Below are 25,227 nucleotides of genomic sequence, written 5' to 3'. Positions count from 1 at the left end.
GGGGAGGGGGGACGCGATGCAGCCGCTCGAAGCCGGCGAACCGCGGACCATCGGCGCGTACAGGCTGCTCGGCCGGCTCGGCTCGGGCGGCATGGGGCGGGTCTACCTCGGCCGCAGCGCCGGCGGCAGGACCGTCGCCGTCAAGATCGTGCACCCGCACTTCGCCTCCGACGAGGAGTTCCGCGCCCGCTTCCGCCGCGAGGTGGAGGCCGCCCGCCGCGTCGGCGGCGAGTGGACCGCGCCCGTCCTGGACGCCGACCCGGAAGCGGCCGTGCCCTGGGTGGCCACCGGGTACGTGGCGGGCCCCTCGCTCGGCGGCGCCGTGGCCGCGCACGGCCCTCTTCCCGAGGGCTCCGTACGGGCCGTCGGCGAAGGCCTGGCACGCGCCCTGACGGCCGTGCACGGGCTGGGACTGGTCCACCGGGACGTGAAGCCCTCGAACGTGATGCTGACCCTCGACGGCCCCCGGCTGATCGACTTCGGCATCGCCCGGGCCACCGACGGGACGGCCTCGCTGACCTCCACCGGCGTCTCCATCGGCTCCCCCGGCTACATGTCCCCCGAGCAGATCCTCGGCAAGGGGATCACCGGGGCGGCCGACGTCTTCTCCCTCGGCGCCGTGCTCGCGTTCGCGGCCACCGGGCAGCCGCCGTTCACCGGGGACAACTCGGCGACCCTCCTCTACAAGGTGGTCCACGAGCCGCCGGACCTCGACGCCGTCCCGGCCGGCGCGCTGCGCGAGCTGATCGCGGCCTGCCTGGCCAAGGCCGCCGCCGACCGGCCCGCCCCGGCCGGGATCGCGCAGGCGCTCGCCGGCGCCCTGCGCGCCCCCGGCTGGCTTCCCGCGCCGGTGGTGGAGGACGCCAGCCGCGCGGCGATGGCCCTGCTGGACCTGGAGGCCGCTCCGCCGGGCCCCGCGCAGGGATCCGGGCCGGTGCCCTTCGCCGAATCGGCTTCGGGGCCGGTGCCGTTCACGGCCTCCTCGTACGGGGGACCCGCGGTCGGTTTCGGCGCGCCGGACCCCTCGTACGGGAGCGCCGCCGGCTCCGGCGGCTCCGTCCCTTCGTACGGGCCCTACGGGCCGCCGCCCCCGCCGGACGCGGCGCACAGCCCCACCGAGACCGGCGGGGGCGGGGTGCCGCAGCCGCGGACCTCCCCCGACCAGGCGCGCCAGGTCAGCTTCAGTGCGGCCGGGCGGCGCTTCAGCTGCTCGCTGGTGCTCGCGGCGACGGCCGTCCTGGCCGTGCTGTCCGGCGGCGGCCTGTACGGGCTGGGGCTGCTCCCCGGCACCGGCGGCGACGCCGGCGAGCACGCCTCGGGCGACACCGCCGCCCGGCCCCCGGCGACGGCGGCGACCCCGGCTCCGAAGGGCTCCCCGAGCGCCACTCCCTCGGGCACCCCTTCGACCGCCAAACCCTCGACGGCGCCGTCCGGCACCCGGGGCGACGTCCCCAAGGAGCTCACCGGCACCTGGAAGGGCACGGTCACCACCGCCCGCGCGGGGGTCCCCAGCGAGTTCGAGATCACGATCAAGGCCGGCAAGGTCGGCGAGATCGTCGGCCGGGACAAGTCGGTCCTGCCGCTCTTCGGCACCGATTGCAGCGGCGACTGGAAGCTGGCCTCCGCCACCGACCGCTCCCTCGTCCTGGACACGGCGGGCGGCACCAACCCGGCGCCGGGCATCTGCTCCAACGGCTCCGCCGACGAGCGCTTCACCCTGAACGCCGACGGGACGCTCCACTACAAGTCGGGCGACGGACCGGCCGGAAACCCCGAGGGCGACCTGACCCGCATCCCCTGAAAGCCGCCGACGGGCCCTGGCGTAGGCTGGATCGGTCCGTACCTCTTGACACCGCCGAAAGGTGACGCACCGGTGACCGACCAGGCCGCTCTCCAGTCTGTCCTCGACCGTGCCGCCGCAGGGGGCCGGATCACCAAGGAAGAGGCGCTCGACCTCTACCGGCACGCCCCGCTGCACGCGCTCGGCCAGGCCGCCGACGCGGCGCGCCGCCGCCGCTACGCCGGCACCGAGCACATCGCGACGTACATCATCGAGCGCAACATCAACTACACGAACGTGTGCGTCACGGCGTGCAAGTTCTGCGCCTTCTACGCGGCCCCGAAGGACACCAAGAAGGGCTGGTCCCGCGACCTCGACGACATCCTGCGCCGCTGCGCGGAGACCGTCGAGCTCGGCGGCACGCAGATCATGTTCCAGGGCGGACACCACCCGGACTACGGCGTGGAGTACTACGAGGAGCACTTCTCCGCGATCAAGAAGGCGTTCCCGCAGCTGGTCATCCACTCCCTCGGCGCCTCCGAGGTCGACCACATGGCCCGCATCTCGGGCGTCTCCGCGGAGGAGGCCATCAAGCGGATCCACGCGGCGGGCCTCGACTCCTTCGCGGGCGCCGGCGCCGAACTCCTGCCGGAGCGGCCGCGCAAGGCGATCGCCCCGCTGAAGGAGTCCGGCGAGCGCTGGCTGGAGATCATGGAGATCGCCCACGAGCTGGGCGTGGAGTCCACCTCCACCATGCTGATGGGCACCGGAGAGACGAACGCCGAGCGCATCGAGCACATCGCGATGATCCGGGACACGCAGGACCGGACGGGTGGCTTCCGCGCCTTCATCCCGTACACGTACCAGCCCGAGAACAACCACCTCAAGGGCCGCACCCAGGCGACGGTCTTCGAGTACCTGCGCATGATCGCGATCGCGCGGCTCTTCCTCGACAACATCGCCCACATCCAGGGCTCCTGGCTGACCGTGGGCAAGGAAGCGGGCCAGCTCTCGCTGCACTACGGTGCGGACGACCTCGGCTCGATCATGCTGGAGGAGAACGTCGTCTCCTCGGCGGGCGCCAAGCACCGCTCGAACCGCCAGGAGATCATCGACCTGATCCGCAAGGCGGGCCGGGTCCCGGCGCAGCGCGCGACGACGTACGAGCACCTCCTCGTGCACGACGACCCGGCGAACGACCCGGTCGACGACCGCGTGGTCTCGCACATCTCGTCGACGGCGATCGAGGGTGGCACGGCCCACCCCGAGCTGAAGCTCATCTCGACGAACTGACCCACCCGTGCTGACGCTTCACACCGCCGACCTCCTGCTCCCGGGGGCGGGCCGCGCGCCGCTGTCCGGCGGGGCGGTCCTGGTCGAGGGCGACCGGATCGCCCGGGTGGGCCCGTACGAGGAGCTCGCGGCGGGCTGCCCGCACGCGCGGGTCCGGCGCTGGCCCGGGGTGCTGACCCCGGGGCTGCTGGTGCGCGGGGCGGACGAGCTGCTGGAGCGGACGTACTACCCGGACGACCCGTACGAGACCGCCGAACTCGGGGCCGGCCCGATCAGCGGCGCCGAGGCGCTGGCCGCCCTGTCGCCGACGGAGTCCCGCTGGGGCAACAGCGCCCGGCGGGCCACGCAGAAGCTGCTGGCCCGCGGGGTGGTGGCGGTGGCCGGGAGGCTCACGGTCCCGGCGGTCCGCACGGCGGTGGTCCGCTCGGGCCTGACCCTGCTCCCGCCGGCCCCGGCCGCCGGGGAGCCCTCGCTGGACCCCTTCGCGGGCCGCGACGCCGCCGAGGAGGCCTTCCACGGGGCACTCGAAGCGGGCGCCCCGGCCCGCTTCGCGGCCTTCGCCGCGGCCGACGCGGCGCAGCTCCTCGCCCAGGGCTCCACCACCTGCGTGGCCACGGTCATATCCGGCCGCCTCCTCCACCGCCGCCGCTGACGGCCCCGCGCTAGGCGCTGTTAATCTCCGACGGTCATCACACGACCTGGGGGGTCTTCATGAGTCCGGCCGTCTTCCTGCTGGGCCTCGGTACCGTCGCGTTCCTCGGGGGCGGGGCGGTCGCCCTGAACGTCCGGGGATGCGTGGGCAGCCTGGAACGCTGGGCCGCGGGCAACGCGGAGCGGGCGATGCAGGCCCGGGGCGACCTCGGGCAGCCTCAGCTGGTCATGTCCGCCCAGGTCTTCCGCGTCATGGCCACGGTCGTGGCCCTCGGCGGGCTCGTCCTCAGCCTCGGCGGGCTGCTGGCACTCGCCTGAGGGGATCGGCGCCGGGGCGGCCGGGTTCCTGCGAGCCGGCGGATTCGCGGGCCAGTGCGGCCAGGAGGCAGGCCTGGAGGCGGCTGATGCCGCCCAGCTTCGCTCTTATGTTGTGCACGTGGAACTTGACCGTGCTGACGGACAGCTGGAGCTCGACCGCGAGCTCCGCGTTCGAGGCGCCGGTCGCCAGGGACCGGAACACGGCCGACTCCTGCTCGGTGAGCTGGGCCCGCGGCCGTACGTCCTCCCCCGTGCGGGGCGGGAACCAGACGGGGACGCTGTAGCTGACGACGCGCATGGTTTCCACTCCTCGCCCCCGGCCGGTTGTCGAGCGGTCAACTCGCGCGGCCCGTCGGATCTCTCTGCCCTATGGGACGGGTGGTCCCGACAGGTAGGTTCCATTTCCGTCGAACGGCCAGGCATTGGCCTTGCAGCCGAGCAGCCCCTTTATCTGCTGCATCATCGCCGGAGCGGGCTTTCCGGGTCCCGGGCAGGTCTCGTGGTCGTGGCCCAGTTCGTGGCCCACCTCGTGGTTGACGATCAGCGCCCGGTACTCCTCCACGGCCCCCTTGAACTGCGGAGATCCCTCCAGCCAGCGCTTGAGGTTCACCACGACGGTGTGGCCGGCCCGGCAGTTCGTCTCGCCGATCAGCTCCGGGGTGACCACCTCGCACAGCCGGTCGGTGGTCGTGGGTGTGGCGATCTTCACGGTGAAGTCCACCGGCTGGCCGGCCCCGACGAGCTGGAAGCCGTACGCCGGGTCCTTGATCCAGCCGCGGGGGTCCCCGAGGATCTTCTCCACGGACTGGGCGGCGGCGTTCGCGTCGACTCCGCTCCCGTCCTCGACCTCGACGCGCCACTTGCGGGCGGCCCCCTTGCCCTGCGGCTGCCCCGCACGGGAGGAGGCGGCGAAGGTGCCCGGGCCGGACTGGGGCGTCTTGCCCGCGGTCGGTCCGCCCCCCTCGCCGCCCGGCTTCGAGGCATCGTCGGAGGGCTTCCCGGACCCTGCGGATCCCGCGGACCCGGCGGAGGCCGAGGGGGAGGCGGCCGCGGGGTCCTGTCCGGGCGTACCGGAGGCGGTACCGGGCGCACCGGACGCCGGAGCGGCCACGGAGTCCGAGGCGGAGGAGGCGTCGTCCAGCGGCACGACCGCGTAGGCGGTCGCCGCCACGGCGGCCACCGCGGCCGCTGCGAGGAGCGTGCGGTGGAGCCGCTTGCGCCGCTCGGCCCGCTGCTGGGCGCGCCGTCCGCGACGGGAACTTCGACCGTGACCGGTGGTATGGCCTGCCGGCATCGTGGAGCCCTTTGTTCGTGAATATCGTGTTTCGGTGGGCCTTGTTCAGGCCATACCTGTCAGTCAACGCGGACGCGAGTGCTCCGCGTAACTGTCCATCGGGCCAGTTGTGCCCCCGGCGGTGGGGCCCGGGGCCGCCTGCGAGAATGGCCCGGTATCAGCCCACCCGTACCGCACCGCACCTGAGGGGCCAACGCCAGTGACCCGCGCTTCCCTGGACAAGCAGCCGCACGAAGTCGCCTCCATGTTCGACGGTGTGGCGGCGAACTACGATCTCACCAACGACGTCCTCTCCCTCGGGCAGGCCCGTCTGTGGCGCAAGGAGGTCGCCAGGGCGGTCGGTGCGCGCCCCGGGCACAAGGTGCTGGACCTGGCCGCCGGTACCGCGACCTCCTCGCTGCCGTTCGCCGCGACGGGCGCGTACGTCGTCCCCTGCGACTTCTCGCTCGGCATGCTCCGCGAGGGCAAGAAGCGGCACGCCTGGCTGCCGCTGACCGCGGGCGACGCGACGAAGCTGCCGTTCAAGGACGACGTCTTCGACACCGTGACGATCTCCTTCGGACTGCGCAACGTCCAGGACACGGACGCGGCCCTGCGCGAGCTGTACCGGGTGACCAAGCCGGGCGGGCAGGTCGTGATCTGCGAGTTCTCGCAGCCCACGTGGGGCCCCTTCCGGACGGTGTACACGGAGTACCTGATGCGCGCCCTGCCGCCGGTGGCCCGCGCGGTCTCCTCCAACCCCGACGCGTACGTGTACCTCGCCGAGTCGATCCGCGAGTGGCCGGACCAGCCCGCGCTGGCCGGCCTGCTCCAGAAGGCCGGCTGGTCGAAGGTGGCCTGGCGCAACCTGAGCGGCGGCATCGTGGCGCTGCACCGCGGCTCCAAGGCGGAGTAGGGCGTAGCGAGCGGTGGACTACCAGCCCCTCCTGGAGCAGATAGCGGCCGATGTCGCCCCCCTGGTGGGCGGGGGCACGCCGGCCGAATACATCCCCGCGCTCGCCTCCGTGGACCCGGGGCAGTTCGGGATGGCCGTCGCCGATCTCGACGGGAACGTGTACGGGGTGGGGGACTGGCAGGTTCCCTTCTCCGCCCAGTCGATCACGAAGGTCTTCGCGCTGGCGCTGGCGCTGGCCGAGGGCGGCGACAGCCTGTGGGAGCGGGTCGGGCGGGAGCCCTCGGGCAACCCGTTCAACTCCCTGGTGCAGCTGGAGTACGAGAACGGCATTCCGCGCAATCCGTTCATCAACGCGGGCGCGCTGGTGGTCACGGACCGGCTCCAGACGCTGACGGGCGACGCGAGCAGCGAACTGCTCCAGTTCCTCCGGGAGGAGAGCGGGAACCCGGAGCTCGGCTTCGACGCGGAGGTGGCGGCCTCGGAGCACGAGCACGGCGACCGCAACGCCGCGCTGGCGCACTTCATGGCCTCGTACGGGAACATCGACAACCCCGTGCCGGCGCTGCTGGACCACTACTTCTGGCAGTGCTCGATCGAGATGAGCTGCGCCGACCTGGCACGGGCGGCGCGGTTCCTGGCCCGGCACGGGCTGCGGGCCGACGGGTCGCGGCTGCTGACGCGGAGCGAGGCCAAGCAGGTCAACGCGGTGATGCTGACCTGTGGGACGTACGACGCGGCAGGCGAGTTCGCGTACCGCGTCGGCCTCCCCGGAAAGAGCGGCGTGGGCGGCGGGATCGTGGCGGTGGTGCCCGGTGTGTGCACGCTGGCGGTGTGGTCACCGGGCCTGGACCCGCACGGCAACTCGGTCGCGGGTGTGGCCGCCCTGGACCGGTTCACGACGCTGACCGGCCTGTCCGTCTTCTGATCCGGCTCGTGGGAGACGGGCGACCCCTGGATCCACTGCCTCATCGGGCGCACAAAGGGGGTGAATCGCCGGAACGGTCACGTGCATGGTCTCCTCTCGCACCACGTCTCGCCGTGCCTTTGAGTGGTGGTTCGGAACGGCAGGCCGTCCGGGCCCCGGCGAGACGATGGAGCGGAACGTGGAAGAAAAGCCGATGACCCTCATGGACCTCCTGTTCATGTTGAATGGTCAGGCCGACCAGCGGGAATTGTTCGACGCGCTCATCCGGGCGACCCGTTTCCTCCCGGACGGCAGGCACGCGCAGCCGGACGGCAGCGACCCCGGCTCGGTGTACCAGGTGCTGTACCAGGCGCTGCTCACCGAACCCGACGGTGACGCCGCCGCCGAACTCTGCTCCGTCTTCGGCGTCAGCACTCTGGACGCCTGCGCCAACCCCTTCAACTTCTTCGACATCCACGACGACGGCAAGTACCCCTTCCCCATCCAGGGGCTCCCGTACCTGACCCAACTGGTGGGCGATCTGGTGGGCGAAGTCCCCCAGGGCCATGCGTTCCAGCACCTGGACCAGCACGACATCAACGCGACGTTCGTCGCGCCGCGCAAGGGGATCTGGCACCAAGGCGAGTTCCTGCCGGAGGAGACACCCCCGCAGGGGAGCGGCCCCAAGCAGAGGTCCGGGGACAAGCCGACCCGCACGCTCACGCGGGGGAACAACGTGAAGGGCACTTCGAGGCCGTTGATCGTTGGTGCGGGCGCCAACAAGGGCCAGCAGGCACCCGAGCGGACGCGGGACGGGCTCGACGCGGTGGCCGATGACACCATGTGCGCCTTGGCCGCCCCAGGCGTCATCATCAGGGACTTGTGCACCTTCAAGCAATTGAAGGAATCCACCCGAGTGCGGTCGTCCGAGCAGCTGCTGGAGAAGTTCGCCGCCGCGGGGCTGCGGATCCAGACGGACGGCAAACTTCGCCCGGTGATCGCTGTGGAGGGCGCCATCCTCGCCCACAGCACGGACCACAAGAATGCGGTGAAGAAGGCGTACCAACATGAGAGGGACCACAAATCCGACCCGGTCATGGGGCACACGTGCGTGTACATGATCTTCGGTAGCACGCAGGCGGGCGCGGCCGACCAGCTCATCGTCTATCTGGAGCAGAACCACTCCGCGTTTCAGCTGCTGAACGGAGTGGCGACCGAGATAGGTGTGGTGGCGGTGGCCTCGGGCAAGCGGACCGAGCGTCTGACCGAGACCAAGGTGAAGAACGCTGAAGGGTCCATCGCGGTGTGCCGTGACCTCGAAATCAATCTGCCGCGCGTGTAGGCGCGCGCAGAGGCGGTGCGGCGGGCAGGCATCGCCGCACCGCCTCGGCCGCACACCCCCTAGCCCGCGGTCAGCACGAGTTCGTAGCGGAGGCCGTGGCGGACTCCGCCGGGGAGCGGGATGCGGTCCGCCAGGGTCATGCCGAGGCGTTCCGCGACCGCGATCGAGCGCCGGTTCCCGTCGTTGATCATCGCCACCACCCGGTCCAGCCCCGCCGCGCGCACGCGTTCCAGCGTCGCCAGGGCCGCCGCGTACGCGTAGCCCTTGCCCCACGCCGAGCGGCCCAGGCGCCAGCCGATCTCGATCTCGCCGACCGGCCCCCACGCCTTCTCCTGCGGCCACGGCTGGGCGCCCGTGAAGCCGATGACCGCTCCGTCCGCGTCCAGCAGCGTCCACAGGCAGAAGCCGAGCTGTGCGTCGTGCATCCGCTGGCGCGCCGTGAACTCCTCGTACAGGGACAGCTCGGCCGGGCCGCCGAGGAACTCCATCACGTCGGGGTCGTCGAAGACCTCGTGCCAGGCCCGGGCGTCCTCGTCGGTCGGCACGCGCAGCCGGACGGTGGGGAGCGAGGCGGGCGAGGTGGGCGAAGCGGTCATCGGGGCAGCCCTTCGGGTTCGTGATCTCTCTCGCTGCATAGACTGCACATGTCCCGTGCCGTTGGGCACCCCTTATCGAGCCTTCGGGAGACCCCGCAGTGACCGAGCCCCTCTCCGAACACTCCGCGGATGTGATCGTCGTCGGGGCCGGGCCCGCCGGCTCGACCACCGCCTACTACCTCGCCAAGGCCGGGCTCGACGTCCTGCTCCTGGAGAAGACGGCGTTCCCGCGCGAGAAGGTCTGCGGTGACGGACTGACCCCGCGCGCCACCAAGCAGCTGGTGGCGATGGGCATCGACGTCTCCGAAGAGGCCGGCTGGCTCCGCAACAAGGGCCTGCGGATCATCGGCGGCGGCCAGCGCCTCCAGCTGGACTGGCCGGAACTCGCCTCCTTCCCGGACTACGGACTCGTCCGCAAGCGCGACGACTTCGACGAGACGCTGGCCCGCCAGGCCCAGAAGGCCGGCGCCCGCCTGTACGAGCGCTGCAACGTGGGCGAGCCCGTCCGCGACCCGCGCACCGGGCACATCACCGGCGTGCAGGCGAAGCTGGGCGAGGAGAAGATCCCGGTCACCTTCAGCGCCCCGCTCGTCGTGGCCGCCGACGGCAACTCCTCGCGCCTGTCGCTCGCCATGGGGCTGCACCGGCGCGAGGACCGCCCGATGGGCGTGGCCGTCCGTACGTACTTCACCTCGCCCCGGCACGACGACGACTACCTGGAGTCCTGGCTGGAGCTGTGGGACCGGCGCGGTGCGCAGGACCGGCTGCTGCCCGGCTACGGCTGGATCTTCGGCATGGGCGACGGCACGTCCAACGTCGGCCTCGGCATCCTCAACTCCTCCTCCGCCTTCCGGGAGCTGGACTGGCGCGAGGTCCTCAAGGCCTGGTGCGCGTCGATGCCGGAGGACTGGGGCTACACGCCCGAGAACATGACCCAGCCGATCCGCGGCGCGGCCCTGCCGATGGCCTTCAACCGGCAGCCGCACTACACCAAGGGCCTGCTGCTGGTCGGCGACGCGGGCGGGCTCGTCAACCCGTTCAACGGCGAGGGCATCGCGTATGCGATGGAATCGGGCCAGATCGCGGCCGACGTCATCGTGCAGGCGCACGCCCGGGCCACCCCGGCCCAGCGCGAGCTGGCGCTGCACAGCTACCCGAAGGTGCTCAAGGAGACGTACGGCGGCTACTACACGCTGGGCCGCGCCTTCGTGAAGCTGATCGGCAACCCGAAGGTCATGAAGGTCGCAGCGCAGCGCGGCCTGACGCACCCGGTGCTGATGCGCTTCACGCTGAAGATGCTGGCGAACCTGACCGACCCGTCGGGCGGCGACGCCATGGACCGCGTCATCAACGGCCTCTCGAAGGTCGCCCCCAAGGCCTGAGGCCGGGGCGGGTGCCGCGCTAGGGAGCGGGTCGGGCCGGGTTTTCGCCGGTTCAGCCCGCTTCGCCGGTTCGGCCCGCTTCGCCGGTTCGGCCCGCTTCGCCGGCTCCGGGCTCGTACGGTCGCCGGTGCCCCGGGCCGTGGACCGTCCGTACGCACCGGGCCACCAGCACCACGCCCCAGAGCAGCAGGGCGAAGGCAACGGCCCAGCCGAGTCCCAGGATGACGGGATGTCCGGGTTTGTGCCAGGGGCGGGTGGTGTTCAGCAGCCAGCCGCCGACCGCGAGCAGGAAGAGCCCGGCCGCGGCGGGTACGGAGGTGGGGTCGGCGGCGCCGTCCTGCTCCTCGTACGCGTCGGTCATCACGGTCCGCCACCTCCTGGCCTGAATCGGGCGCTTCGCACCGCCATCCTCTCAGGGCGCCGGCGGACGCGGAAAGGGCCGGCACTCCGCCCCCGAGCGGGGGAGTGCCGGCCCTCGGGCCGTACTGAGACGTGCGGAAGCGTGCCGGGACGCGCTGAGAGGGGCTCAGGAGCCCCTGGGGAACCCCAGGCGGACCTCGGGGGCCTCGGCGGGCTCAGAGGACGCGGCGGGCGCCCGTCGGCGGGTCGTAGCTCAGGGAGCGCTCGACGACGCCAGTGCCGGAGTTCTGGGCGCCCACGAACTTGCCGCCGCCGACGTAGATGGCGACGTGGTAGGCGCTGCCGCTGGGGCCCCAGTACAGGATGTCGCCGGGCTGCAGGGCGCTCAGGGAGACCGAACGGCCCCTCGTGGACTGGTCCTGCGACACGCGCGGCAGGGAGATGCCGGCCTGGCGGTAGGCGGCCTGGACGAGGCCGGAGCAGTCGAACGAGCCGTTGGAGCCGGTGCCGCCGGTGACGTACGCCTTGCCGACCTGCGCGCGGGCGTAGTTGACGATCGCGGCGGCGGAGCCGGTCGCCGGGGCGGTGACGGTGCCCGAGCCCAGCTCGGAGTCCGAGTCCGAAGCGGAGGCGTTCTGGAGGCTGTTCCGGGAGGAGCTGCGGTTGGCGCGCTCGGCGTCGGCCTTGCGGTCCGCCTCCTCCTTCGCCTTCTTCTCGGCGTCGGCCTTCTGGGCGTCTTCCTTGGCCTTCTTCGCCTCGGCGGCAGCGCCCGTACGGGCCTGCTCCTCCTGGGTGCGCAGCTCACCGGTGACGGCGGCGGCGGCCGTGTTCTCGGCGGCGGTGGTGACGGCGGAGGAGACGTCGGCGGCCAGGTCCAGGTTCAGGACCGGCATTTCGAGCGTCGTCTCGGTCACGGGCTCGGACGGGGACGCGCTCGCCGTGCCGGCCATCGCCAGGGTGCTGAGGACGCCACCGGCAACTCCGGCGCGGACCGCGAGCTTCGAGGCGCTGCGACGGGGCTTCCGGTGGCTGGGTATGTGAGCGGTGTGGGACATGAGGACAAGCGCTATCAGGGGGTCCGGGTTCCCTTCAAGAAACGTGGTCTGCGCCACAGTTGTTCGCGAACCGGGCTAACCGGGCGCGCCGCGCGTCCTATTGACGCCGTAACGGACGTATCGGACACGCCGTCACAAGGCTGTGATCAAGGGGTTTCCGCAATAAGTCCGAATTGATCCGCGACCTACCATCACTGCGGACAGATGGCCAAGCCCTGTTTCGGAGCCGAGAATTCGGTGTGGCACAGGTCACAGATTCGTCTCACTGTGAGGGCACCGTGGTCCGTCCGTGATCCGACCGTGAACTTCCCGTGGGCGCGGTCGCCCGCGCTCGTGAACGCGCGCACGCACCGGAGGCCGTCCACTCCCGTCCCCGGAGCCTCCCCCGGCCGGGCGACGGCGATTTCCTTTACCGTGCAAGGCTTGATCCTGCAAATTTGCCTGCACCCGCCATCCTTTGATAGGGGCATCGGTCTTCCACCTGCGGTAACGCGGCCGGATGTCACCTTTGGTGATCATGTGGATGCTTCGCGTATGAAGATCACCACCTATCGGACTTGATGATCGTTCGTCAGGTGGTGGAGATCACAAACTCGGTGTTGTTACCCGTGTCGCAGATCACAGAGGAGCGGGCATAAGATGCGCACCAGTCCGGCTTGTGAACTGCCTCACATGAGATCCCGTCGAGTTGGACGATCTTCGCGAGGCGGCCGGCACGGCGGTCCAACGGTCAAGGACGACTGGAAGGAGCGAGGAGCGTGAATGCGTACGCGCCCATCCTCGTGCTCGGCGCCCTCGGCGCAGGGTTTGCGATCTTCTCCGTGGTCATGGCCACGCTGATCGGCCCGAGACGGTACAACCGGGCGAAGCTCGAGGCGTACGAGTGCGGCATCGAGCCGACACCGACGCCGGCCGGCGGCGGTCGCTTCCCCATCAAGTACTACCTGACGGCGATGCTCTTCATCGTCTTCGACATCGAAGTTGTCTTCCTCTACCCCTGGGCCGTCACCTTCGACTCCCTGGGGATCTTCGGGCTCGTCGAGATGCTGCTCTTCGTGCTCACCGTCTTCGTCGCCTACGCCTACGTGTGGCGCCGCGGCGGTCTGGAATGGGACTGAGGGGCTGAATTTCCCATGGGACTGGAAGAGAAGCTGCCGAGCGGCTTTCTGCTGACCACCGTCGAACAGGCCGCGGGCTGGGTGCGCAAGTCATCCGTGTTCCCCGCGACCTTCGGCCTGGCTTGCTGCGCCATCGAGATGATGACCACCGGAGCGGGCCGGTACGACCTGGCCCGCTTCGGCATGGAGGTCTTCCGCGGATCCCCGCGCCAGGCCGATCTGATGATCGTGGCCGGGCGGGTCAGCCAGAAGATGGCGCCGGTGCTGCGGCAGGTGTACGACCAGATGCCCGCTCCCAAATGGGTCATCTCCATGGGGGTTTGCGCATCTTCGGGCGGAATGTTCAATAACTACGCGATTGTCCAGGGCGTCGACCACATCGTCCCGGTGGACATCTACCTCCCCGGCTGCCCGCCGCGCCCCGAGATGCTGATGGACGCGATCCTCAAGCTCCATCAGAAGATCCAGGGCGGAAAGCTCGGCGTGAACCGGGAAGAGGCCGCGCGCGAGGCGGAGGCGGCGGCCCTCAAGGCCCTCCCCACGATCGAGATGAAGGGGCTGCTCCGGTGAGCGAGACCCAAGAGCCGGAGAACGGCAGCAACGTCCCTGCGCCGCGCGGCCAGGGCCCCGAGGTGATCGGCGTCCGCAAGGGCATGTTCGGCGCCCGGAACGGCGGCGACACCAGCGGCTACGGCGGGCTCGTCCGCACCGTGGCCATGCCGGGCGAGAGCCACCGCCCCTACGGCTCCTACTTCGACGAGGTCGTCGACGAGCTCGAAGGGGCGCTGGAGGAGCAGGACCTGCTCCCGCAGAACGCGATCGAGAAGGTCGTCGTCGACCGGGGCGAGCTGACCCTCCACATCGCCCGCGAGCACCTGGTCCGCGTCGCCAAGACCCTCCGCGACGACCCGGCCCTGCGCTTCGAGCTCTGCACCGGCGTCAGCGGGGTGCACTTCCCCGACGACAAGAACCGCGAGCTGCACGCCGTCTACCACCTGCGCTCGATCACCCACGGCCGGGTGGTGCGCCTGGAGGTCACGGCCCCGGACGCGGACCCGCACGTCCCGTCGGTCGTCTCCGTCTACCCGACGAACGACTGGCACGAGCGCGAGGCGTACGACTTCTTCGGCCTGGTCTTCGACGGGCACCCGGCGCTCACGCGGATCATGATGCCGGACGACTGGCAGGGCTTCCCGCAGCGCAAGGACTACCCGCTCGGCGGCATCCCCATCGAGTACAAGGGCGCCCAGATCCCGGCTCCCGACCAGCGGAGGTCGTACAGCTGATGAACGCCCAGAACGCATCGAACAGCGCCTCCTCGGACAACGCCTCCTCGAACGCCGCGGCCTCCCGGGAGACCACCGAAGGCACCGTCTACACCGTCACCGGCGGGGACTGGGACGAGATCGTCCAGTCCGCGGCGAAGGCCGACGACGAGCGGATCGTCGTCAACATGGGCCCGCAGCACCCCTCCACCCACGGTGTGCTCCGGCTGATCCTGGAGATCGACGGCGAGACCGTCACCGAAGCCCGCTGCGGCATCGGCTACCTGCACACCGGCATCGAGAAGAACCTCGAATTCCGGAACTGGACGCAGGGCACCACCTTCGTGACGCGCATGGACTACCTGACGCCGTTCTTCAACGAGACGGCGTACTGCCTCGGCGTCGAGAAGCTCCTCGGCATCACCGACCAGATCCCGGACCGGGCCACCGTCATCCGCGTCCTGCTGATGGAGCTCAACCGGCTCTCCTCGCACCTGGTGTGCATCGCCACCGGCGGCATGGAGCTGGGCGCGACCACGATCATGATCTACGGGTTCCGGGACCGCGAGCTGATCCTCGACATCTTCGAGCTGATCACCGGCCTGCGCATGAACCACGCGTTCGTCCGCCCCGGCGGCCTCGCCCAGGACCTGCCCCCCGGCGCCGTGGACCAGCTGCGCGACTTCCTGGGGACCATGAAGAAGAACCTGCCGGAGTACGACAAGCTCGCCACCGGCAACCCCATCTTCAAGGCCCGCATGCAGGACGTCGGCTACCTCGACCTCACCGGCTGCATGGCGCTCGGCGCCACCGGCCCGATCCTGCGCTCGGCCGGACTGCCGCACGACCTGCGCAAGTCGGACCCGTACTGCGGTTACGAGACCTACGAGTTCGACGTGCCGACCACCGAGAGCTGCGACTCGTACGGGCGGTTCCTGATCCGCCTGGAGGAGATGCGCCAGTCGCTGCGGATCGTCGAGCAGTGCCTGGAACGGCTGGAGCCGGGCCCGGTCATGGTCGCCGACAAGAAGATCGCCTGGCCGGCGCAGCTGGCGATGGGCCCGGACGGCCTCGGCAACTCGCTCGACCACATCAAGAACATCATGGGCACCTCCATGGAGGCCCTCATCCACCACTTCAAGCTGGTGACCGAGGGCTTCCGGGTACCGGCCGGACAGGCCTACGCGGCCGTCGAGTCGCCCAAGGGCGAGCTCGGCGTACACGTCGTCTCCGACGGCGGCACCCGCCCCTACCGGGTCCACTTCCGCGACCCGTCCTTCACCAACCTTCAGGCCATGGCAGCGATGTGCGAGGGCGGCCAGGTCGCCGACGTCATCGTCGCCGTCGCCTCCATCGACCCCGTGATGGGAGGCGTCGACCGATGACAGCCAATCCGACCGGTCAAGGGGTGAGTCTGGGCATGCCCGGGCTTCCGGCCCCCGATTTCCCGGCCGACGTGCGCGCCCGGCTCGAAGCGGACGCGAAGGAGGTCATCGCCCGCTACCCCGACAGCCGGTCCGCGCTGCTGCCGCTGCTGCACCTGACCCAGGCGGAGGAGGGCTTCGTCTCGCGCACCGGCATCCGGTTCTGCGCCGAGGTGCTGGGCCTGACCACCGCCGAGGTCACCGCCGTGGCCACCTTCTACACGATGTACCGGCGCAAGGACTCCGGCGACTACCAGGTCGGGGTCTGCACGAACACCCTGTGCGCGGTCATGGGCGGCGACGCGATCTTCGACGAGCTCAAGGAGCACCTCGGGGTCGGCAACAACGAGACCACCCCCGACGGCAAGGTCACGCTGGAGCACATCGAGTGCAACGCGGCCTGCGACTACGCCCCCGTGGTGATGGTCAACTGGGAGTTCTTCGACAACCAGACCCCCGAGTCCGCCAAGGCCATGGTCGACGACCTGATCGCCGGCCGGCCCGTCGTGCCGACCCGGGGCGCGCCGCTGTGCACGTACAAGGAGACGGCCCGGATCCTGGCCGGCTTCCCCGACGAGCGCGAGGGCGCGGTCGAGGCGAGCGGCGGCGCCGGCCCCGCCTCCCTGATCGGACTGCGCATCGCGCGCGGCGAGACCCCGCAGCTCGGCAAGGTCGTGCACCCGCGTGGTGAGGCTTCTGCTGCCACCGAGGAGGGGGAGTGATGACGGTGACTGCCGAAATGCATGAGAACGGCGCCCCGGAGAAGCTGCTGGCGCCCGTGCTGTCGGCCTTCTGGGACGAGCCGCAGTCGTGGACGCTGGAGACCTACCGGCGGCACGAGGGGTACGAGGGACTTCGCAAGGCGCTCGCGATGACCCCGGACGACCTCATCGCGTACGTGAAGGACTCCGGTCTGCGCGGCCGCGGCGGCGCGGGCTTCCCCACCGGAATGAAGTGGCAGTTCATCCCGCAGGGCGACGGAAAGCCGCACTACCTCGTCGTGAACGCGGACGAGTCGGAGCCGGGAACCTGCAAGGACATCCCCCTCCTCTTCGCCAACCCGCACTCCCTCATCGAGGGAATGATCATCGCCTGCTACGCGATCCGGTCGGAGCACGCCTTCATCTACCTGCGCGGCGAGGTCGTGCCGGTACTGCGGCGCCTGCACGAGGCGGTGCGCGAGGCGTACGAGGCCGGCTACCTCGGCGAGGACGTCCTCGGGAGCGGACTGAAGCTCGACATCACGGTGCACGCGGGAGCGGGCGCGTACATCTGCGGCGAGGAGACGGCACTCCTCGACTCCCTCGAAGGCCGGCGCGGTCAGCCCCGGCTGCGTCCCCCCTTCCCCGCCGTCGAGGGGCTCTACGCGTGCCCCACTGTCGTCAACAACGTCGAATCCATCGCCTCGGTTCCCGCGATCCTGAACCGGGGCAAGGACTGGTTCAAGTCGATGGGCACCGAGAAGTCCCCCGGCTTCACGCTCTACTCGCTCTCCGGGCACGTCGCCGGCCCCGGCCAGTACGAGGCCCCGCTCGGCATCACCCTGCGCCAGCTCCTCGACATGAGCGGCGGGATGCGCCCCGGGCACCGGCTGAAGTTCTGGACCCCGGGCGGCTCCTCCACCCCCATGTTCACGGCCGAGCACCTGGACGTGCCGCTGGACTACGAGGGCGTCGGCGCGGCCGGCTCCATGCTCGGCACCAAGGCGCTCCAGTGCTTCGACGAGACGACCTGCGTGGTGCGGGCCGTCACCCGCTGGACCGAGTTCTACGCCCACGAGTCCTGCGGCAAGTGCACCCCCTGCCGCGAAGGCACCTACTGGCTGGTCCAGTTGCTGCGCGACATCGAGGCCGGCAAGGGCGTCATGTCGGACCTCGACAAGCTGAACGACATCGCCGACAACATCAACGGCAAGTCGTTCTGCGCGCTCGGCGACGGCGCCGCCAGCCCGATCTTCTCCTCGCTCAAGTACTTCCGCGAGGAGTACGAGCAGCACATCACGGGCAAGGGCTGCCCCTTCGACCCCAGGAAGTCGACCCTCTGGGCTGACACGGAGGTGAACGCATGACCGTCACCACTAATGCTCCGACCGGTGGCGGAGAGGCCGCCGTCCCGCCCGAGGACCTGATCTCCCTGACCATCGACGGCATCGAACTGTCGGTGCCCAAGGGGACCCTGGTCATCCGCGCCGCCGAGCAGATCGGCGTCGAGATCCCCCGGTTCTGCGACCACCCCCTCCTCGACCCGGTCGGCGCCTGCCGCCAGTGCATCGTCGAGGTCGAGGGCCAGCGCAAGCCGATGGCCTCCTGCACCATCACCTGCACCGACGGCATGGTCGTCAAGACGCAGCTGACCTCCCCGGTCGCCGAGAAGTCCCAGCGCGGGGTGATGGAGCTGCTGCTCATCAACCACCCGCTGGACTGCCCGGTCTGCGACAAGGGCGGCGAATGCCCGCTGCAGAACCAGGCGATGTCCCACGGACAGAGCGACTCGCGTTTCGAGGGCAAGAAGCGCACCTACGAGAAGCCGGTCCCGATCTCCACGCAGGTGCTGCTGGACCGCGAGCGGTGCGTGCTGTGCGCGCGCTGCACCCGCTTCTCCACGCAGGTCGCGGGCGACCCGATGATCGAGCTCCTGGAGCGCGGCGCGCTCCAGCAGGTCGGCATCGGCGAGGGCGACCCCTTCGAGTCGTACTTCTCCGGCAACACCATCCAGATCTGCCCCGTCGGCGCCCTCACCTCGGCCGCCTACCGGTTCCGCTCCCGCCCGTTCGACCTCGTCTCCTCCCCGAGCGTGTGCGAGCACTGCGCGGGCGGCTGCGCGACCCGGACCGACCACCGCCGCGGCAAGGTGCTGCGCCGGATGGCCGCCGAGGACCCCGAGGTCAACGAGGAGTGGATCTGCGACAAGGGCCGCTTCGGGTTCCGCTACGCGCAGCGCCCCGACCGGCTCACCACCCCGCTGGTGCGCGGCTCGGACGGGGTCCTCGCCCCGGCGAGCTGGCCCGAGGCCCTGGAGGCCGCGGCCGCCGGGCTCGCCGCCGCGCGCGGCCGGGCCGGAGTCCTGACCGGCGGCCGGCTCACCGTCGAGGACGCGTACGCGTACGCCAAGTTCGCCCGCGTCGTCCTCGACACCAACGACATCGACTTCCGGGCCCGGATCCACAGCGCGGAGGAGGCCGAGTTCCTGGCCGCCACCGTCGCCGGCACCGGCAAGGACCTCGACGGGCGGGGCGTGACGTACGCGAAGCTGGAGGCGGCCCCCGCCGTCCTGCTCGCCGGCATCGAGTCCGAGGAGGAGGCCCCCGGGGTCTTCCTGCGGCTGCGCAAGGCCCACCGCAAGCACAAGCAGCGGACCTTCGCCCTCGCCCCGTTCGCCACCCGCGGCCTGGACAAGGCGGGCGGCGCCCTGCTGGCCGCCGCCCCCGGCACCGAGCCCGAGTGGCTCGACGCGCTCGCCTCCCGCACCGGCCTGGAGGCCGGCGGGGCCGAGGCCGCCGAGGCGCTGCGCCAGGCCGGTGCGGTCATCGTCGTCGGCGAGCGCCTCGCCGGCGTGCCGGGCGCGCTGACCGCCGCCGTACGGGCCGCCGCCGCGACCGGCGCGCAGCTCGTGTGGATCCCGCGCCGGGCCGGGGAGCGGGCCGCCGTCGAGGCGGGCGCGCTGCCCTCGCTGCTGCCGGGGGCCCGTCCGGCCACCGATCCGCGGGCCCGCGACGAGGTCGCCACCGCCTGGGGGCTGGACGAACTCCCGCACCGCTACGGCCGCGACACCGGCCAGATCGTCGAGGCCGCAGCGGGCCGCGAGCTCTCCGCCCTGCTGGTCGCGGGCGTCGAGATCGCCGACCTGCCGGACCCGGCCCGGGCGCTGGTCGCCCTCCAGGAGGCCTTCGTGGTCTCGCTGGAACTGCGGCCCGGACAGGTCACCGACCACGCGGACGTGGTCTTCCCGGTCGCGGCCGTCGCCGAGAAGGCCGGTGCGTTCATCAACTGGGAGGGCAGGGTCAGGCCGTTCGAGGCCGCGCTCAAGCCCGACCAGATGACCCGCCGGCTCGCCCCGGCCGACGCCCGCGTCCTGCACATGCTGGCCGACGCGGCCGACCGGCCGATCGCGCTGCCCGACGTACACGCCGTACGCCGGGAGCTCGACGCGCTCGGCCCGTGGGCCGGGGAGCGTGCCGCCGGGCAGTCGGCGGACACCGCGCCACTGCCCCGGCCGGGCGCCGGCGAGGCCGTCCTCGCGGGCCACCGGCTCCTGCTCGACCAGGGCCTGCTCCAGGAGGGCGACGAGGCCCTGGCCGGCACCCGGCACGAGGCCAGCGCCCGGCTGTCGGCCGCCACGGCCGCCGAGACCGGCGTCAAGGACGGCGACGTCCTCGCGGTGACCGGCCCGGTCGGCTCCGCGGAACTCCCGCTGCGGATCACCGAGATGCCCGACCGGGTGGTCTGGCTCCCGCTGAACTCCGCCGGGCACGGCGTCCTCGCCGACACCGGGGCCCACCCGGGCACCCTCGTACGGATCGGCCCGGCGACCCCGGCCGACGGCAGCGGCACCCCCGCGGAGGTGGGCGCGTGAACGCGGTACAGCTCGCGGCCGAGGACCTCTCCCTGTTCGGCAGGGACGTCTGGTGGCTGGTCGTGATCAAGGCGGTGTTCTGCTTCGCCTTCCTGATGGTGACCGTGCTCTTCTCCATCGTGTGGGAGCGCAAGGTCGTCGCCTGGATGCAGCTGCGCATCGGCCCCAACCGGCACGGCCCCTGGGGCATGCTCCAGTCGCTCGCCGACGGCGTGAAGCTGATGCTCAAGGAAGACATCATCGTCAAGCGGGCCGACAAGGTGGTGTACGTCCTGGCCCCGATCATCGCGGCGATCCCGGCCTTCATGGCCATCGCGGTGATCCCGTTCGGCCCGGCGGACGACGAGGTCTCGATCTTCGGCCAGCGCACGACGATGCAGCTCACCGACCTGCCGATCGCGATGCTCTACATCCTCGCGGTCGCCTCGGTCGGCATCTACGGCATCGTCCTGGCCGGCTGGTCCTCGGGCTCGACGTACCCGCTCCTCGGCGGCCTGCGCTCCTGCGCGCAGATGATCTCGTACGAGATCGCGATGGGCGCGGCCTTCGCCTCCGTCTTCCTCTACTCCGGATCGATGTCGACCTCGGCGATCGTGGAGGCGCAGGCGGACCGCTGGTACATCGTGCTGCTGCCGGTCTCCTTCATCATCTACGTCATCACGATGGTCGGCGAGACGAACCGCGCGCCGTTCGACATGCCGGAGTCCGAGGGCGACCTCGTCGGCGGCTTCAACACCGAGTACTCCTCCATCAAGTTCGCGCTGTTCATGCTGGCCGAGTACGTCAACATGGTCACCGTCTCGGCGGTCTCGGTCACCCTCTTCCTGGGCGGCTGGCGGGCCCCGTACCCGATCAGCCACTTCTGGGAGGGCGCGAACCACGGCTGGTGGCCGATGCTCTGGTTCGTCATCAAGGTCCAGCTGCTGCTGTTCTTCTTCATCTGGCTGCGCGGCACGCTGCCCCGCGTCCGCTACGACCAGCTGATGAAGCTCGGCTGGAAGGTCCTGATCCCGGTCTCCGTGGTCTGGCTGATGCTGGTCGCGACCGTCCGTGCGCTGCGCAACGAGAACTACGACTTCTCGGAGATCGTGCTGTACGTCGGCGGCGGGGTCGTCGCGATCCTGCTGCTGTCCTTCGTCGCGGACCTCTTCCGCGACCGGAAGGAGAAGGCCGTCGCCGGGAAGGCCGGCGGGGCCTCGGGGGCCGAGCCCTTCGACCCGCTGGCGGGCGGGTTCCCCGTACCGCCCAAGCCCGGCCAGCACCTGGCACCCGTACCGCGCAGGCGGCCTCGCAGTGAGCGGGAGCTGATTGTCAGTGGCGGGACGAATACTGACAGTGACCGAGAGGAGGGTGCTGAGAATGTCTGACAAGTCTGATGCCGAGCAGGGCGAGAAGTGGCAGAACCCGGTGGCCGGCTTCGGCGTGACCTTCAAGGCCATGTTCAAGAAGCGCCTCACCGAGCAGTACCCCGAGCAGCAGAAGACCACCGCTCCGCGCTTCCACGGACGTCACCAGCTGAACCGGCACCCGGACGGCCTGGAGAAGTGCATCGGCTGCGAGCTGTGCGCCTGGGCCTGCCCCGCCGACGCCATCTACGTGGAGGGCGCGGACAACACCGAGGAGGAGCGCTACTCCCCGGGTGAGCGGTACGGGCGGGTCTACCAGATCAACTACGCCCGCTGCATCCTGTGCGGGCTGTGCATCGAGGCCTGTCCGACGCGGGCGCTGACGATGACGAACGAGTTCGAACTGGCCGACGCCAGCCGCGAATCGCTCATCTACACCAAGGAGCAGCTGCTCGCCGGTCTGACCGAGGGCATGGTGGAGTCCCCGCACTCGATCTTCCCCGGTACCGACGAGCAGGACTACTACCGCGGACTGGTGACCGGGGCGGCCCCCGGGACGGTCCGCCAGGTGGCCGTCTCCAAGGGCGAGACCGCGGCCGGTGCCGAGGAGGTGCAGGCATGAGCGCGCTCGCGGCAGCCACCTCGACCTCCACGGGCGAGGCGGTCCAGTTCTGGGTCCTCGGCACCGTCGCCGTCATCGGCGCGCTGTCGACGATCCTCATGAAGAAGGCCGTGCACAGCGCGCTGAGCCTGGCCGGGACGATGATCATCCTGGCGGTCTTCTACCTCGCCAACGGGGCGTACTTCCTGGGCGTGGTCCAGGTCATCGTCTACACCGGCGCGATCATGATGCTCTTCCTCTTCGTGGTCATGCTCGTCGGCGTCACCGCCGCCGACTCGTTGAAGGAGACCCTCAAGGGGCAGCGCTGGCTGGCCGCCCTGTGCGGGCTCGGCTTCGGCGTCCTGCTGATCGCCGGCATCGCCAACGCCAAGCTCACCCACTTCAACGGGCTCGGCCGGGTCAACTCCGCCGGGCACGTGGAGGGGCTGGCCACGCTGATCTTCACCAAGTACGTGTTCGCCTTCGAGATCACCGGCGCGCTGCTGATCACGGCCGCCGTCGGTGCGATGGTCCTCACCCACCGCGAGCGCACCGAGCGGGCCGCCACCCAGCGCGAGCTCGCCGAGCGGCGCGTGCGCGAGGGCGTCCAGCTCCCGCCGCTGCCCGCGCCCGGCGTCTACGCCCGGCACAACGCGGTGGACGTAGCCGGCCTGCTGCCGGACGGCACCCCGTCCGAGCTGACCGTCAACAAGACGCTGCGCGCCCGCGGCCAGATCCGGGACGTGTCGAGCCAGGCGCTGAACGATCTGAAGGCGCTGGAGCAGGCGTCGGCGGAGCGCCTCGGCCGCGAGGAGGCCTCGAAGTGAATCCGGTCAACTACCTGTACCTGGCCGCCCTGCTGTTCACCATCGGCGCGGCCGGCGTGCTCATCCGCAAGAACGCGATCGTGCTGTTCATGTGCGTCGAGCTGATGCTCAACGCCTGCAACCTCGCCTTCGTCGCCTTCTCCCGGATGCACGGCAACCTCGACGGCCAGATCATCGCCTTCTTCACGATGGTCGTCGCCGCCGCGGAGGTCGTGGTGGGCCTCGCGATCATCGTGTCGATGTTCCGTACCCGCCACTCGGCCTCGGTCGACGACGCCAGCCTGATGAAGCTGTAAGGGGCGCTCACAGTGGAGAATCTGATCGGGCTGCTGATCGCGGCGCCCCTGCTCGGAGCGGCGGTGCTGCTCCTGGGCGGCCGGCGCCTCGACAAGGCCGGGCACTGGCTCGGCACCCTCTTCGCCGCCGCCTCCTTCGGCATCGGCGTTGCCCTGTTCACCGACATGCTGGGCCGCGGGGCAGAGGACCGCACCCTGCACGAGAAGCTGTACACGTGGATCCCCGTCGAGGGCTTCCAGGCGGACGTCGCCTTCCAGCTCGACCAGCTGTCGATGACGTTCGTCCTGCTGATCACCGGGGTCGGCACGCTCATCCACATCTACTCGATCGGGTACATGGAGCACGACGAGCGCCGCCGCCGCTTCTTCGGCTACCTGAACCTGTTCCTCGCGGCGATGCTGCTCCTGGTCCTCGCCGACAACTACCTGCTGCTGTACGTCGGGTGGGAGGGCGTCGGCCTCGCCTCGTACCTGCTCATCGGCTTCTGGCAGCACAAGCCCAGCGCGGCCACCGCCGCGAAGAAGGCCTTCCTGGTCAACCGGGTCGGCGACATGGGCCTGTCGATCGCGATCATGCTGCTGTTCACCACCTTCGGGACCTTCGCCTTCGGCCCGGTGTTCGCCTCCGTGGGGAACGCGACCGAGGGCAAGCTGACGGCGATCGCCCTGATGCTGCTGCTCGCCGCGTGCGGCAAGTCGGCCCAGGTACCGCTCCAGTCCTGGCTCGGGGACGCGATGGAGGGCCCGACCCCGGTCTCGGCCCTGATCCACGCGGCGACGATGGTGACGGCCGGCGTGTACCTGATCGTCCGCTCGGCCGCCGTCTTCAACGGGGCGCCGGACGCCCAGCTGGTGGTCACCGTCGTGGGCGCGGTCACGCTGATCTTCGGTGCGATCGTCGGTTGCGCGAAGGACGACATCAAGAAGGCCCTCGCCGGCTCGACGATGTCGCAGATCGGGTACATGATCCTGGCCGCCGGCCTCGGTCCGATCGGATACGTCTTCGCGATCATGCACCTGGTGACGCACGGCTTCTTCAAGGCCGGCCTCTTCCTCGGCGCGGGTTCCGTGATGCACGGGATGAACGACGAGGTGGACATGCGCAAGTACGGAGGCCTGCGGAAGTTCATGCCGGTCACCTTCGTCACCTTCGGCCTCGGCTACCTGGCGATCATCGGCTTCCCCGGTCTGTCCGGCTTCTTCTCCAAGGACATGATCATCGAGGCGGCCTTCGCCAAGGGCGGCACCCAGGGCTGGATCCTCGGCGGGGTCGCCCTGCTGGGCGCCGGCATCACCGCCTTCTACATGACCCGCGTCATGCTCCTCACCTTCTTCGGAGAGAAGCGCTGGCAGCCGGACGCCAGTGGCCACGAGCCGCACCCGCACGAGTCCCCGAAGTCCATGACGATCCCGATGATCGTCCTGGCGTTCGGGTCGGTGTTCGCCGGAGCGTTCTTCGAGATCGGCGAGCGGTTCCTCAAGTGGCTTGAGCCCGTCACCGGTTACGAGCACGGCGACTCGCCGGTCAGCGCCATGACGGTGACCGCGTCCACCATGGTCGTCCTGGTCGTCGGTGTCGCCATCGCCTGGTCGATGTACGGACGGCGGCCCGTCCCGGTCGTCGCCCCGCGCGGCTCGCTCCTCACGCGGGCGGCCCGGCGGGACCTGTACCAGGACGACTTCAACCACGTCGTGCTGGTGCGCGGCGGGGAGCACCTGACCCGCTCGCTCGTCTACGTCGACCACAGCCTGGTCGACGGGGTGGTCAACGGGACGGCGGCCGCGGTCGGCGGGGCCTCGGGCCGGCTGCGCAAGCTGCAGAACGGCTACGCCCGCAGCTACGCGGTCTCGATGTTCGGGGGCACGGCGATCCTCATCGCCGCGACCCTGCTGATGAGGGCGGTGTGA

At 70.6% G+C, this 25,227-nt stretch carries 25 protein-coding genes; 20 read left to right on the top strand and 5 right to left on the bottom strand.

The window, feature by feature from the left end; all coding sequences use genetic code 11:
* Positions 1 to 16 precede the first annotated feature (16 nt).
* The 4 genes from ACFYXV_RS05510 to ACFYXV_RS05495 all read left to right on the top strand — a co-directional run bounded on the left by ACFYXV_RS05510 (position 17) and on the right by ACFYXV_RS05495 (position 4,042).
* Positions 17 to 1,801 carry a serine/threonine-protein kinase gene (locus ACFYXV_RS05510; protein ID WP_389382048.1) on the top strand — a complete coding sequence of 595 codons (1,785 nt, stop codon included), beginning with the start codon at positions 17 to 19 and terminating at the stop codon, positions 1,799 to 1,801.
* Positions 1,802 to 1,873: 72 nt separating this feature from the next.
* Entirely contained in the window at positions 1,874 to 3,073 is a 1,200-nt protein-coding gene (gene mqnC, locus ACFYXV_RS05505) for a cyclic dehypoxanthinyl futalosine synthase (RefSeq protein ID WP_376018699.1), read from the top strand.
* A gap of 7 nt (positions 3,074 to 3,080) precedes the next feature.
* Complete coding sequence (locus ACFYXV_RS05500) at positions 3,081 to 3,725, top strand: hypothetical protein (RefSeq protein ID WP_389382047.1); 645 nt, start codon at positions 3,081 to 3,083, stop codon at positions 3,723 to 3,725.
* A gap of 59 nt (positions 3,726 to 3,784) precedes the next feature.
* Complete coding sequence (locus ACFYXV_RS05495; protein WP_385467454.1) at positions 3,785 to 4,042, top strand: hypothetical protein; 258 nt, start codon at positions 3,785 to 3,787, stop codon at positions 4,040 to 4,042.
* Here ACFYXV_RS05495 and ACFYXV_RS05490 read toward each other — a convergent pair.
* Both ACFYXV_RS05490 and ACFYXV_RS05485 read right to left on the bottom strand, forming a co-directional pair.
* A complete protein-coding gene (locus ACFYXV_RS05490; protein WP_385467457.1) occupies positions 4,011 to 4,340 on the bottom strand; it encodes a response regulator transcription factor in 330 nt (109 codons plus the stop codon). The genes ACFYXV_RS05495 and ACFYXV_RS05490 overlap by 32 nt on opposite strands.
* A 69-nt stretch (positions 4,341 to 4,409) precedes the next feature.
* The gene (locus ACFYXV_RS05485) at positions 4,410 to 5,336 is read right to left on the bottom strand and encodes a DUF3152 domain-containing protein (protein ID WP_385467459.1); all 927 of its coding nucleotides are present in this window, start codon (positions 5,334 to 5,336) and stop codon (positions 4,410 to 4,412) included.
* Positions 5,337 to 5,535: 199 nt separating this feature from the next.
* Here ACFYXV_RS05485 and ACFYXV_RS05480 point away from each other — a divergent pair, with 199 nt between their 5' ends.
* The 3 genes from ACFYXV_RS05480 (at position 5,536) to ACFYXV_RS05470 (ending at position 8,477) form a co-directional block, all read left to right on the top strand.
* Positions 5,536 to 6,231 (top strand): demethylmenaquinone methyltransferase, encoded by a 696-nt coding sequence (locus ACFYXV_RS05480; RefSeq protein ID WP_383344241.1) that lies wholly within the window; start codon positions 5,536 to 5,538, stop codon positions 6,229 to 6,231.
* Between the two features lie 13 nt (positions 6,232 to 6,244).
* Positions 6,245 to 7,156, top strand: coding sequence for a glutaminase (locus tag ACFYXV_RS05475; RefSeq protein WP_389382046.1), 912 nt, complete (start codon positions 6,245 to 6,247; stop codon positions 7,154 to 7,156).
* A gap of 178 nt (positions 7,157 to 7,334) precedes the next feature.
* The gene (locus ACFYXV_RS05470) at positions 7,335 to 8,477 is read left to right on the top strand and encodes a hypothetical protein (protein ID WP_389382045.1); all 1,143 of its coding nucleotides are present in this window, start codon (positions 7,335 to 7,337) and stop codon (positions 8,475 to 8,477) included.
* A 59-nt stretch (positions 8,478 to 8,536) separates the two neighbouring features.
* Here ACFYXV_RS05470 and ACFYXV_RS05465 read toward each other — a convergent pair whose 3' ends face one another.
* The gene (locus ACFYXV_RS05465; protein WP_389382044.1) at positions 8,537 to 9,073 is read right to left on the bottom strand and encodes a GNAT family N-acetyltransferase; all 537 of its coding nucleotides are present in this window, start codon (positions 9,071 to 9,073) and stop codon (positions 8,537 to 8,539) included.
* A gap of 98 nt (positions 9,074 to 9,171) precedes the next feature.
* Between ACFYXV_RS05465 and ACFYXV_RS05460 the strand changes: the two genes are divergently transcribed.
* Positions 9,172 to 10,455 (top strand): geranylgeranyl reductase family protein, encoded by a 1,284-nt coding sequence (locus tag ACFYXV_RS05460; RefSeq protein ID WP_389382043.1) that lies wholly within the window; start codon positions 9,172 to 9,174, stop codon positions 10,453 to 10,455.
* A 52-nt stretch (positions 10,456 to 10,507) separates the two neighbouring features.
* Here the strand turns inward: ACFYXV_RS05460 and ACFYXV_RS05455 are convergent, their stop codons facing one another.
* Positions 10,508 to 10,816, bottom strand: coding sequence for a hypothetical protein (locus tag ACFYXV_RS05455; protein WP_389382042.1), 309 nt, complete (start codon positions 10,814 to 10,816; stop codon positions 10,508 to 10,510).
* Between the two features lie 214 nt (positions 10,817 to 11,030).
* Entirely contained in the window at positions 11,031 to 11,870 is an 840-nt protein-coding gene (locus ACFYXV_RS05450) for a C40 family peptidase (RefSeq protein WP_389382041.1), read from the bottom strand.
* A gap of 758 nt (positions 11,871 to 12,628) precedes the next feature.
* Here ACFYXV_RS05450 and ACFYXV_RS05445 point away from each other — a divergent pair.
* Genes ACFYXV_RS05445 through nuoL form a run of 12 tightly spaced genes read left to right on the top strand, consistent with a single transcriptional unit; the run spans position 12,629 to position 25,227 of the window.
* Positions 12,629 to 12,988, top strand: a complete 360-nt coding sequence (locus ACFYXV_RS05445) for an NADH-quinone oxidoreductase subunit A (protein ID WP_099890003.1) — start codon at positions 12,629 to 12,631, stop codon at positions 12,986 to 12,988.
* A 15-nt stretch (positions 12,989 to 13,003) separates the two neighbouring features.
* Complete coding sequence (locus tag ACFYXV_RS05440; RefSeq protein ID WP_030028258.1) at positions 13,004 to 13,558, top strand: NADH-quinone oxidoreductase subunit B family protein; 555 nt, start codon at positions 13,004 to 13,006, stop codon at positions 13,556 to 13,558.
* The gene (locus tag ACFYXV_RS05435; RefSeq protein WP_385467479.1) at positions 13,555 to 14,274 is read left to right on the top strand and encodes an NADH-quinone oxidoreductase subunit C; all 720 of its coding nucleotides are present in this window, start codon (positions 13,555 to 13,557) and stop codon (positions 14,272 to 14,274) included. Before ACFYXV_RS05440 ends, ACFYXV_RS05435 begins: the two co-directional genes overlap by 4 nt.
* Complete coding sequence (locus tag ACFYXV_RS05430) at positions 14,274 to 15,638, top strand: NADH-quinone oxidoreductase subunit D (protein WP_385467482.1); 1,365 nt, start codon at positions 14,274 to 14,276, stop codon at positions 15,636 to 15,638. The genes ACFYXV_RS05435 and ACFYXV_RS05430 overlap by 1 nt, the downstream gene beginning before the upstream one ends.
* Entirely contained in the window at positions 15,635 to 16,399 is a 765-nt protein-coding gene (gene nuoE, locus ACFYXV_RS05425) for an NADH-quinone oxidoreductase subunit NuoE (RefSeq protein ID WP_385467485.1), read from the top strand. The genes ACFYXV_RS05430 and nuoE overlap by 4 nt, the downstream gene beginning before the upstream one ends.
* On the top strand, positions 16,399 to 17,745 hold the full coding sequence (nuoF, locus tag ACFYXV_RS05420; RefSeq protein ID WP_385467488.1) for an NADH-quinone oxidoreductase subunit NuoF: 1,347 nt from the start codon (positions 16,399 to 16,401) through the stop codon (positions 17,743 to 17,745). The genes nuoE and nuoF overlap by 1 nt, the downstream gene beginning before the upstream one ends.
* The gene (locus ACFYXV_RS05415; protein ID WP_389382040.1) at positions 17,742 to 20,249 is read left to right on the top strand and encodes an NADH-quinone oxidoreductase subunit G; all 2,508 of its coding nucleotides are present in this window, start codon (positions 17,742 to 17,744) and stop codon (positions 20,247 to 20,249) included. The genes nuoF and ACFYXV_RS05415 overlap by 4 nt, the downstream gene beginning before the upstream one ends.
* Entirely contained in the window at positions 20,246 to 21,616 is a 1,371-nt protein-coding gene (gene nuoH / locus ACFYXV_RS05410) for an NADH-quinone oxidoreductase subunit NuoH (protein WP_385467494.1), read from the top strand. Before ACFYXV_RS05415 ends, nuoH begins: the two co-directional genes overlap by 4 nt.
* On the top strand, positions 21,609 to 22,217 hold the full coding sequence (nuoI, locus tag ACFYXV_RS05405; protein WP_037846403.1) for an NADH-quinone oxidoreductase subunit NuoI: 609 nt from the start codon (positions 21,609 to 21,611) through the stop codon (positions 22,215 to 22,217). The genes nuoH and nuoI overlap by 8 nt, the downstream gene beginning before the upstream one ends.
* Complete coding sequence (locus ACFYXV_RS05400; RefSeq protein WP_389382039.1) at positions 22,214 to 23,023, top strand: NADH-quinone oxidoreductase subunit J; 810 nt, start codon at positions 22,214 to 22,216, stop codon at positions 23,021 to 23,023. Before nuoI ends, ACFYXV_RS05400 begins: the two co-directional genes overlap by 4 nt.
* A complete protein-coding gene (nuoK, locus tag ACFYXV_RS05395) occupies positions 23,020 to 23,319 on the top strand; it encodes an NADH-quinone oxidoreductase subunit NuoK (protein WP_048474479.1) in 300 nt (99 codons plus the stop codon). The genes ACFYXV_RS05400 and nuoK overlap by 4 nt, the downstream gene beginning before the upstream one ends.
* Before the next feature lie 12 nt (positions 23,320 to 23,331).
* Positions 23,332 to 25,227 carry an NADH-quinone oxidoreductase subunit L gene (gene nuoL, locus ACFYXV_RS05390; protein ID WP_385467502.1) on the top strand — a complete coding sequence of 632 codons (1,896 nt, stop codon included), beginning with the start codon at positions 23,332 to 23,334 and terminating at the stop codon, positions 25,225 to 25,227.

It is taken from the genome of Streptomyces sp. NPDC002181, assembly GCF_042890485.1.
GTDB lineage: Bacteria > Actinomycetota > Actinomycetes > Streptomycetales > Streptomycetaceae > Streptomyces.
Note: the sequence above shows the minus strand (reverse complement) of the source record. Positions and strands in the feature narration are given on the sequence as shown.

Coding starts and splice junctions, on each gene's coding strand:
- nuoE (WP_385467485.1), top strand. CDS start 15,635: ATGACAGCCAATCCGACCGGTCAAGGGGTGAGTCTGGGCATGCCCGGG.
- ACFYXV_RS05510 (WP_389382048.1), top strand. CDS start 17: ATGCAGCCGCTCGAAGCCGGCGAACCGCGGACCATCGGCGCGTACAGG.
- ACFYXV_RS05465 (WP_389382044.1), bottom strand. CDS start 9,073: ATGACCGCTTCGCCCACCTCGCCCGCCTCGCTCCCCACCGTCCGGCTG.
- ACFYXV_RS05485 (WP_385467459.1), bottom strand. CDS start 5,336: ATGCCGGCAGGCCATACCACCGGTCACGGTCGAAGTTCCCGTCGCGGA.
- ACFYXV_RS05415 (WP_389382040.1), top strand. CDS start 17,742: ATGACCGTCACCACTAATGCTCCGACCGGTGGCGGAGAGGCCGCCGTC.
- ACFYXV_RS05440 (WP_030028258.1), top strand. CDS start 13,004: ATGGGACTGGAAGAGAAGCTGCCGAGCGGCTTTCTGCTGACCACCGTC.
- ACFYXV_RS05400 (WP_389382039.1), top strand. CDS start 22,214: ATGAGCGCGCTCGCGGCAGCCACCTCGACCTCCACGGGCGAGGCGGTC.
- ACFYXV_RS05495 (WP_385467454.1), top strand. CDS start 3,785: ATGAGTCCGGCCGTCTTCCTGCTGGGCCTCGGTACCGTCGCGTTCCTC.
- ACFYXV_RS05455 (WP_389382042.1), bottom strand. CDS start 10,816: ATGACCGACGCGTACGAGGAGCAGGACGGCGCCGCCGACCCCACCTCC.
- ACFYXV_RS05430 (WP_385467482.1), top strand. CDS start 14,274: ATGAACGCCCAGAACGCATCGAACAGCGCCTCCTCGGACAACGCCTCC.
- nuoF (WP_385467488.1), top strand. CDS start 16,399: ATGACGGTGACTGCCGAAATGCATGAGAACGGCGCCCCGGAGAAGCTG.
- ACFYXV_RS05490 (WP_385467457.1), bottom strand. CDS start 4,340: ATGCGCGTCGTCAGCTACAGCGTCCCCGTCTGGTTCCCGCCCCGCACG.
- nuoI (WP_037846403.1), top strand. CDS start 21,609: ATGTCTGACAAGTCTGATGCCGAGCAGGGCGAGAAGTGGCAGAACCCG.
- ACFYXV_RS05450 (WP_389382041.1), bottom strand. CDS start 11,870: ATGTCCCACACCGCTCACATACCCAGCCACCGGAAGCCCCGTCGCAGC.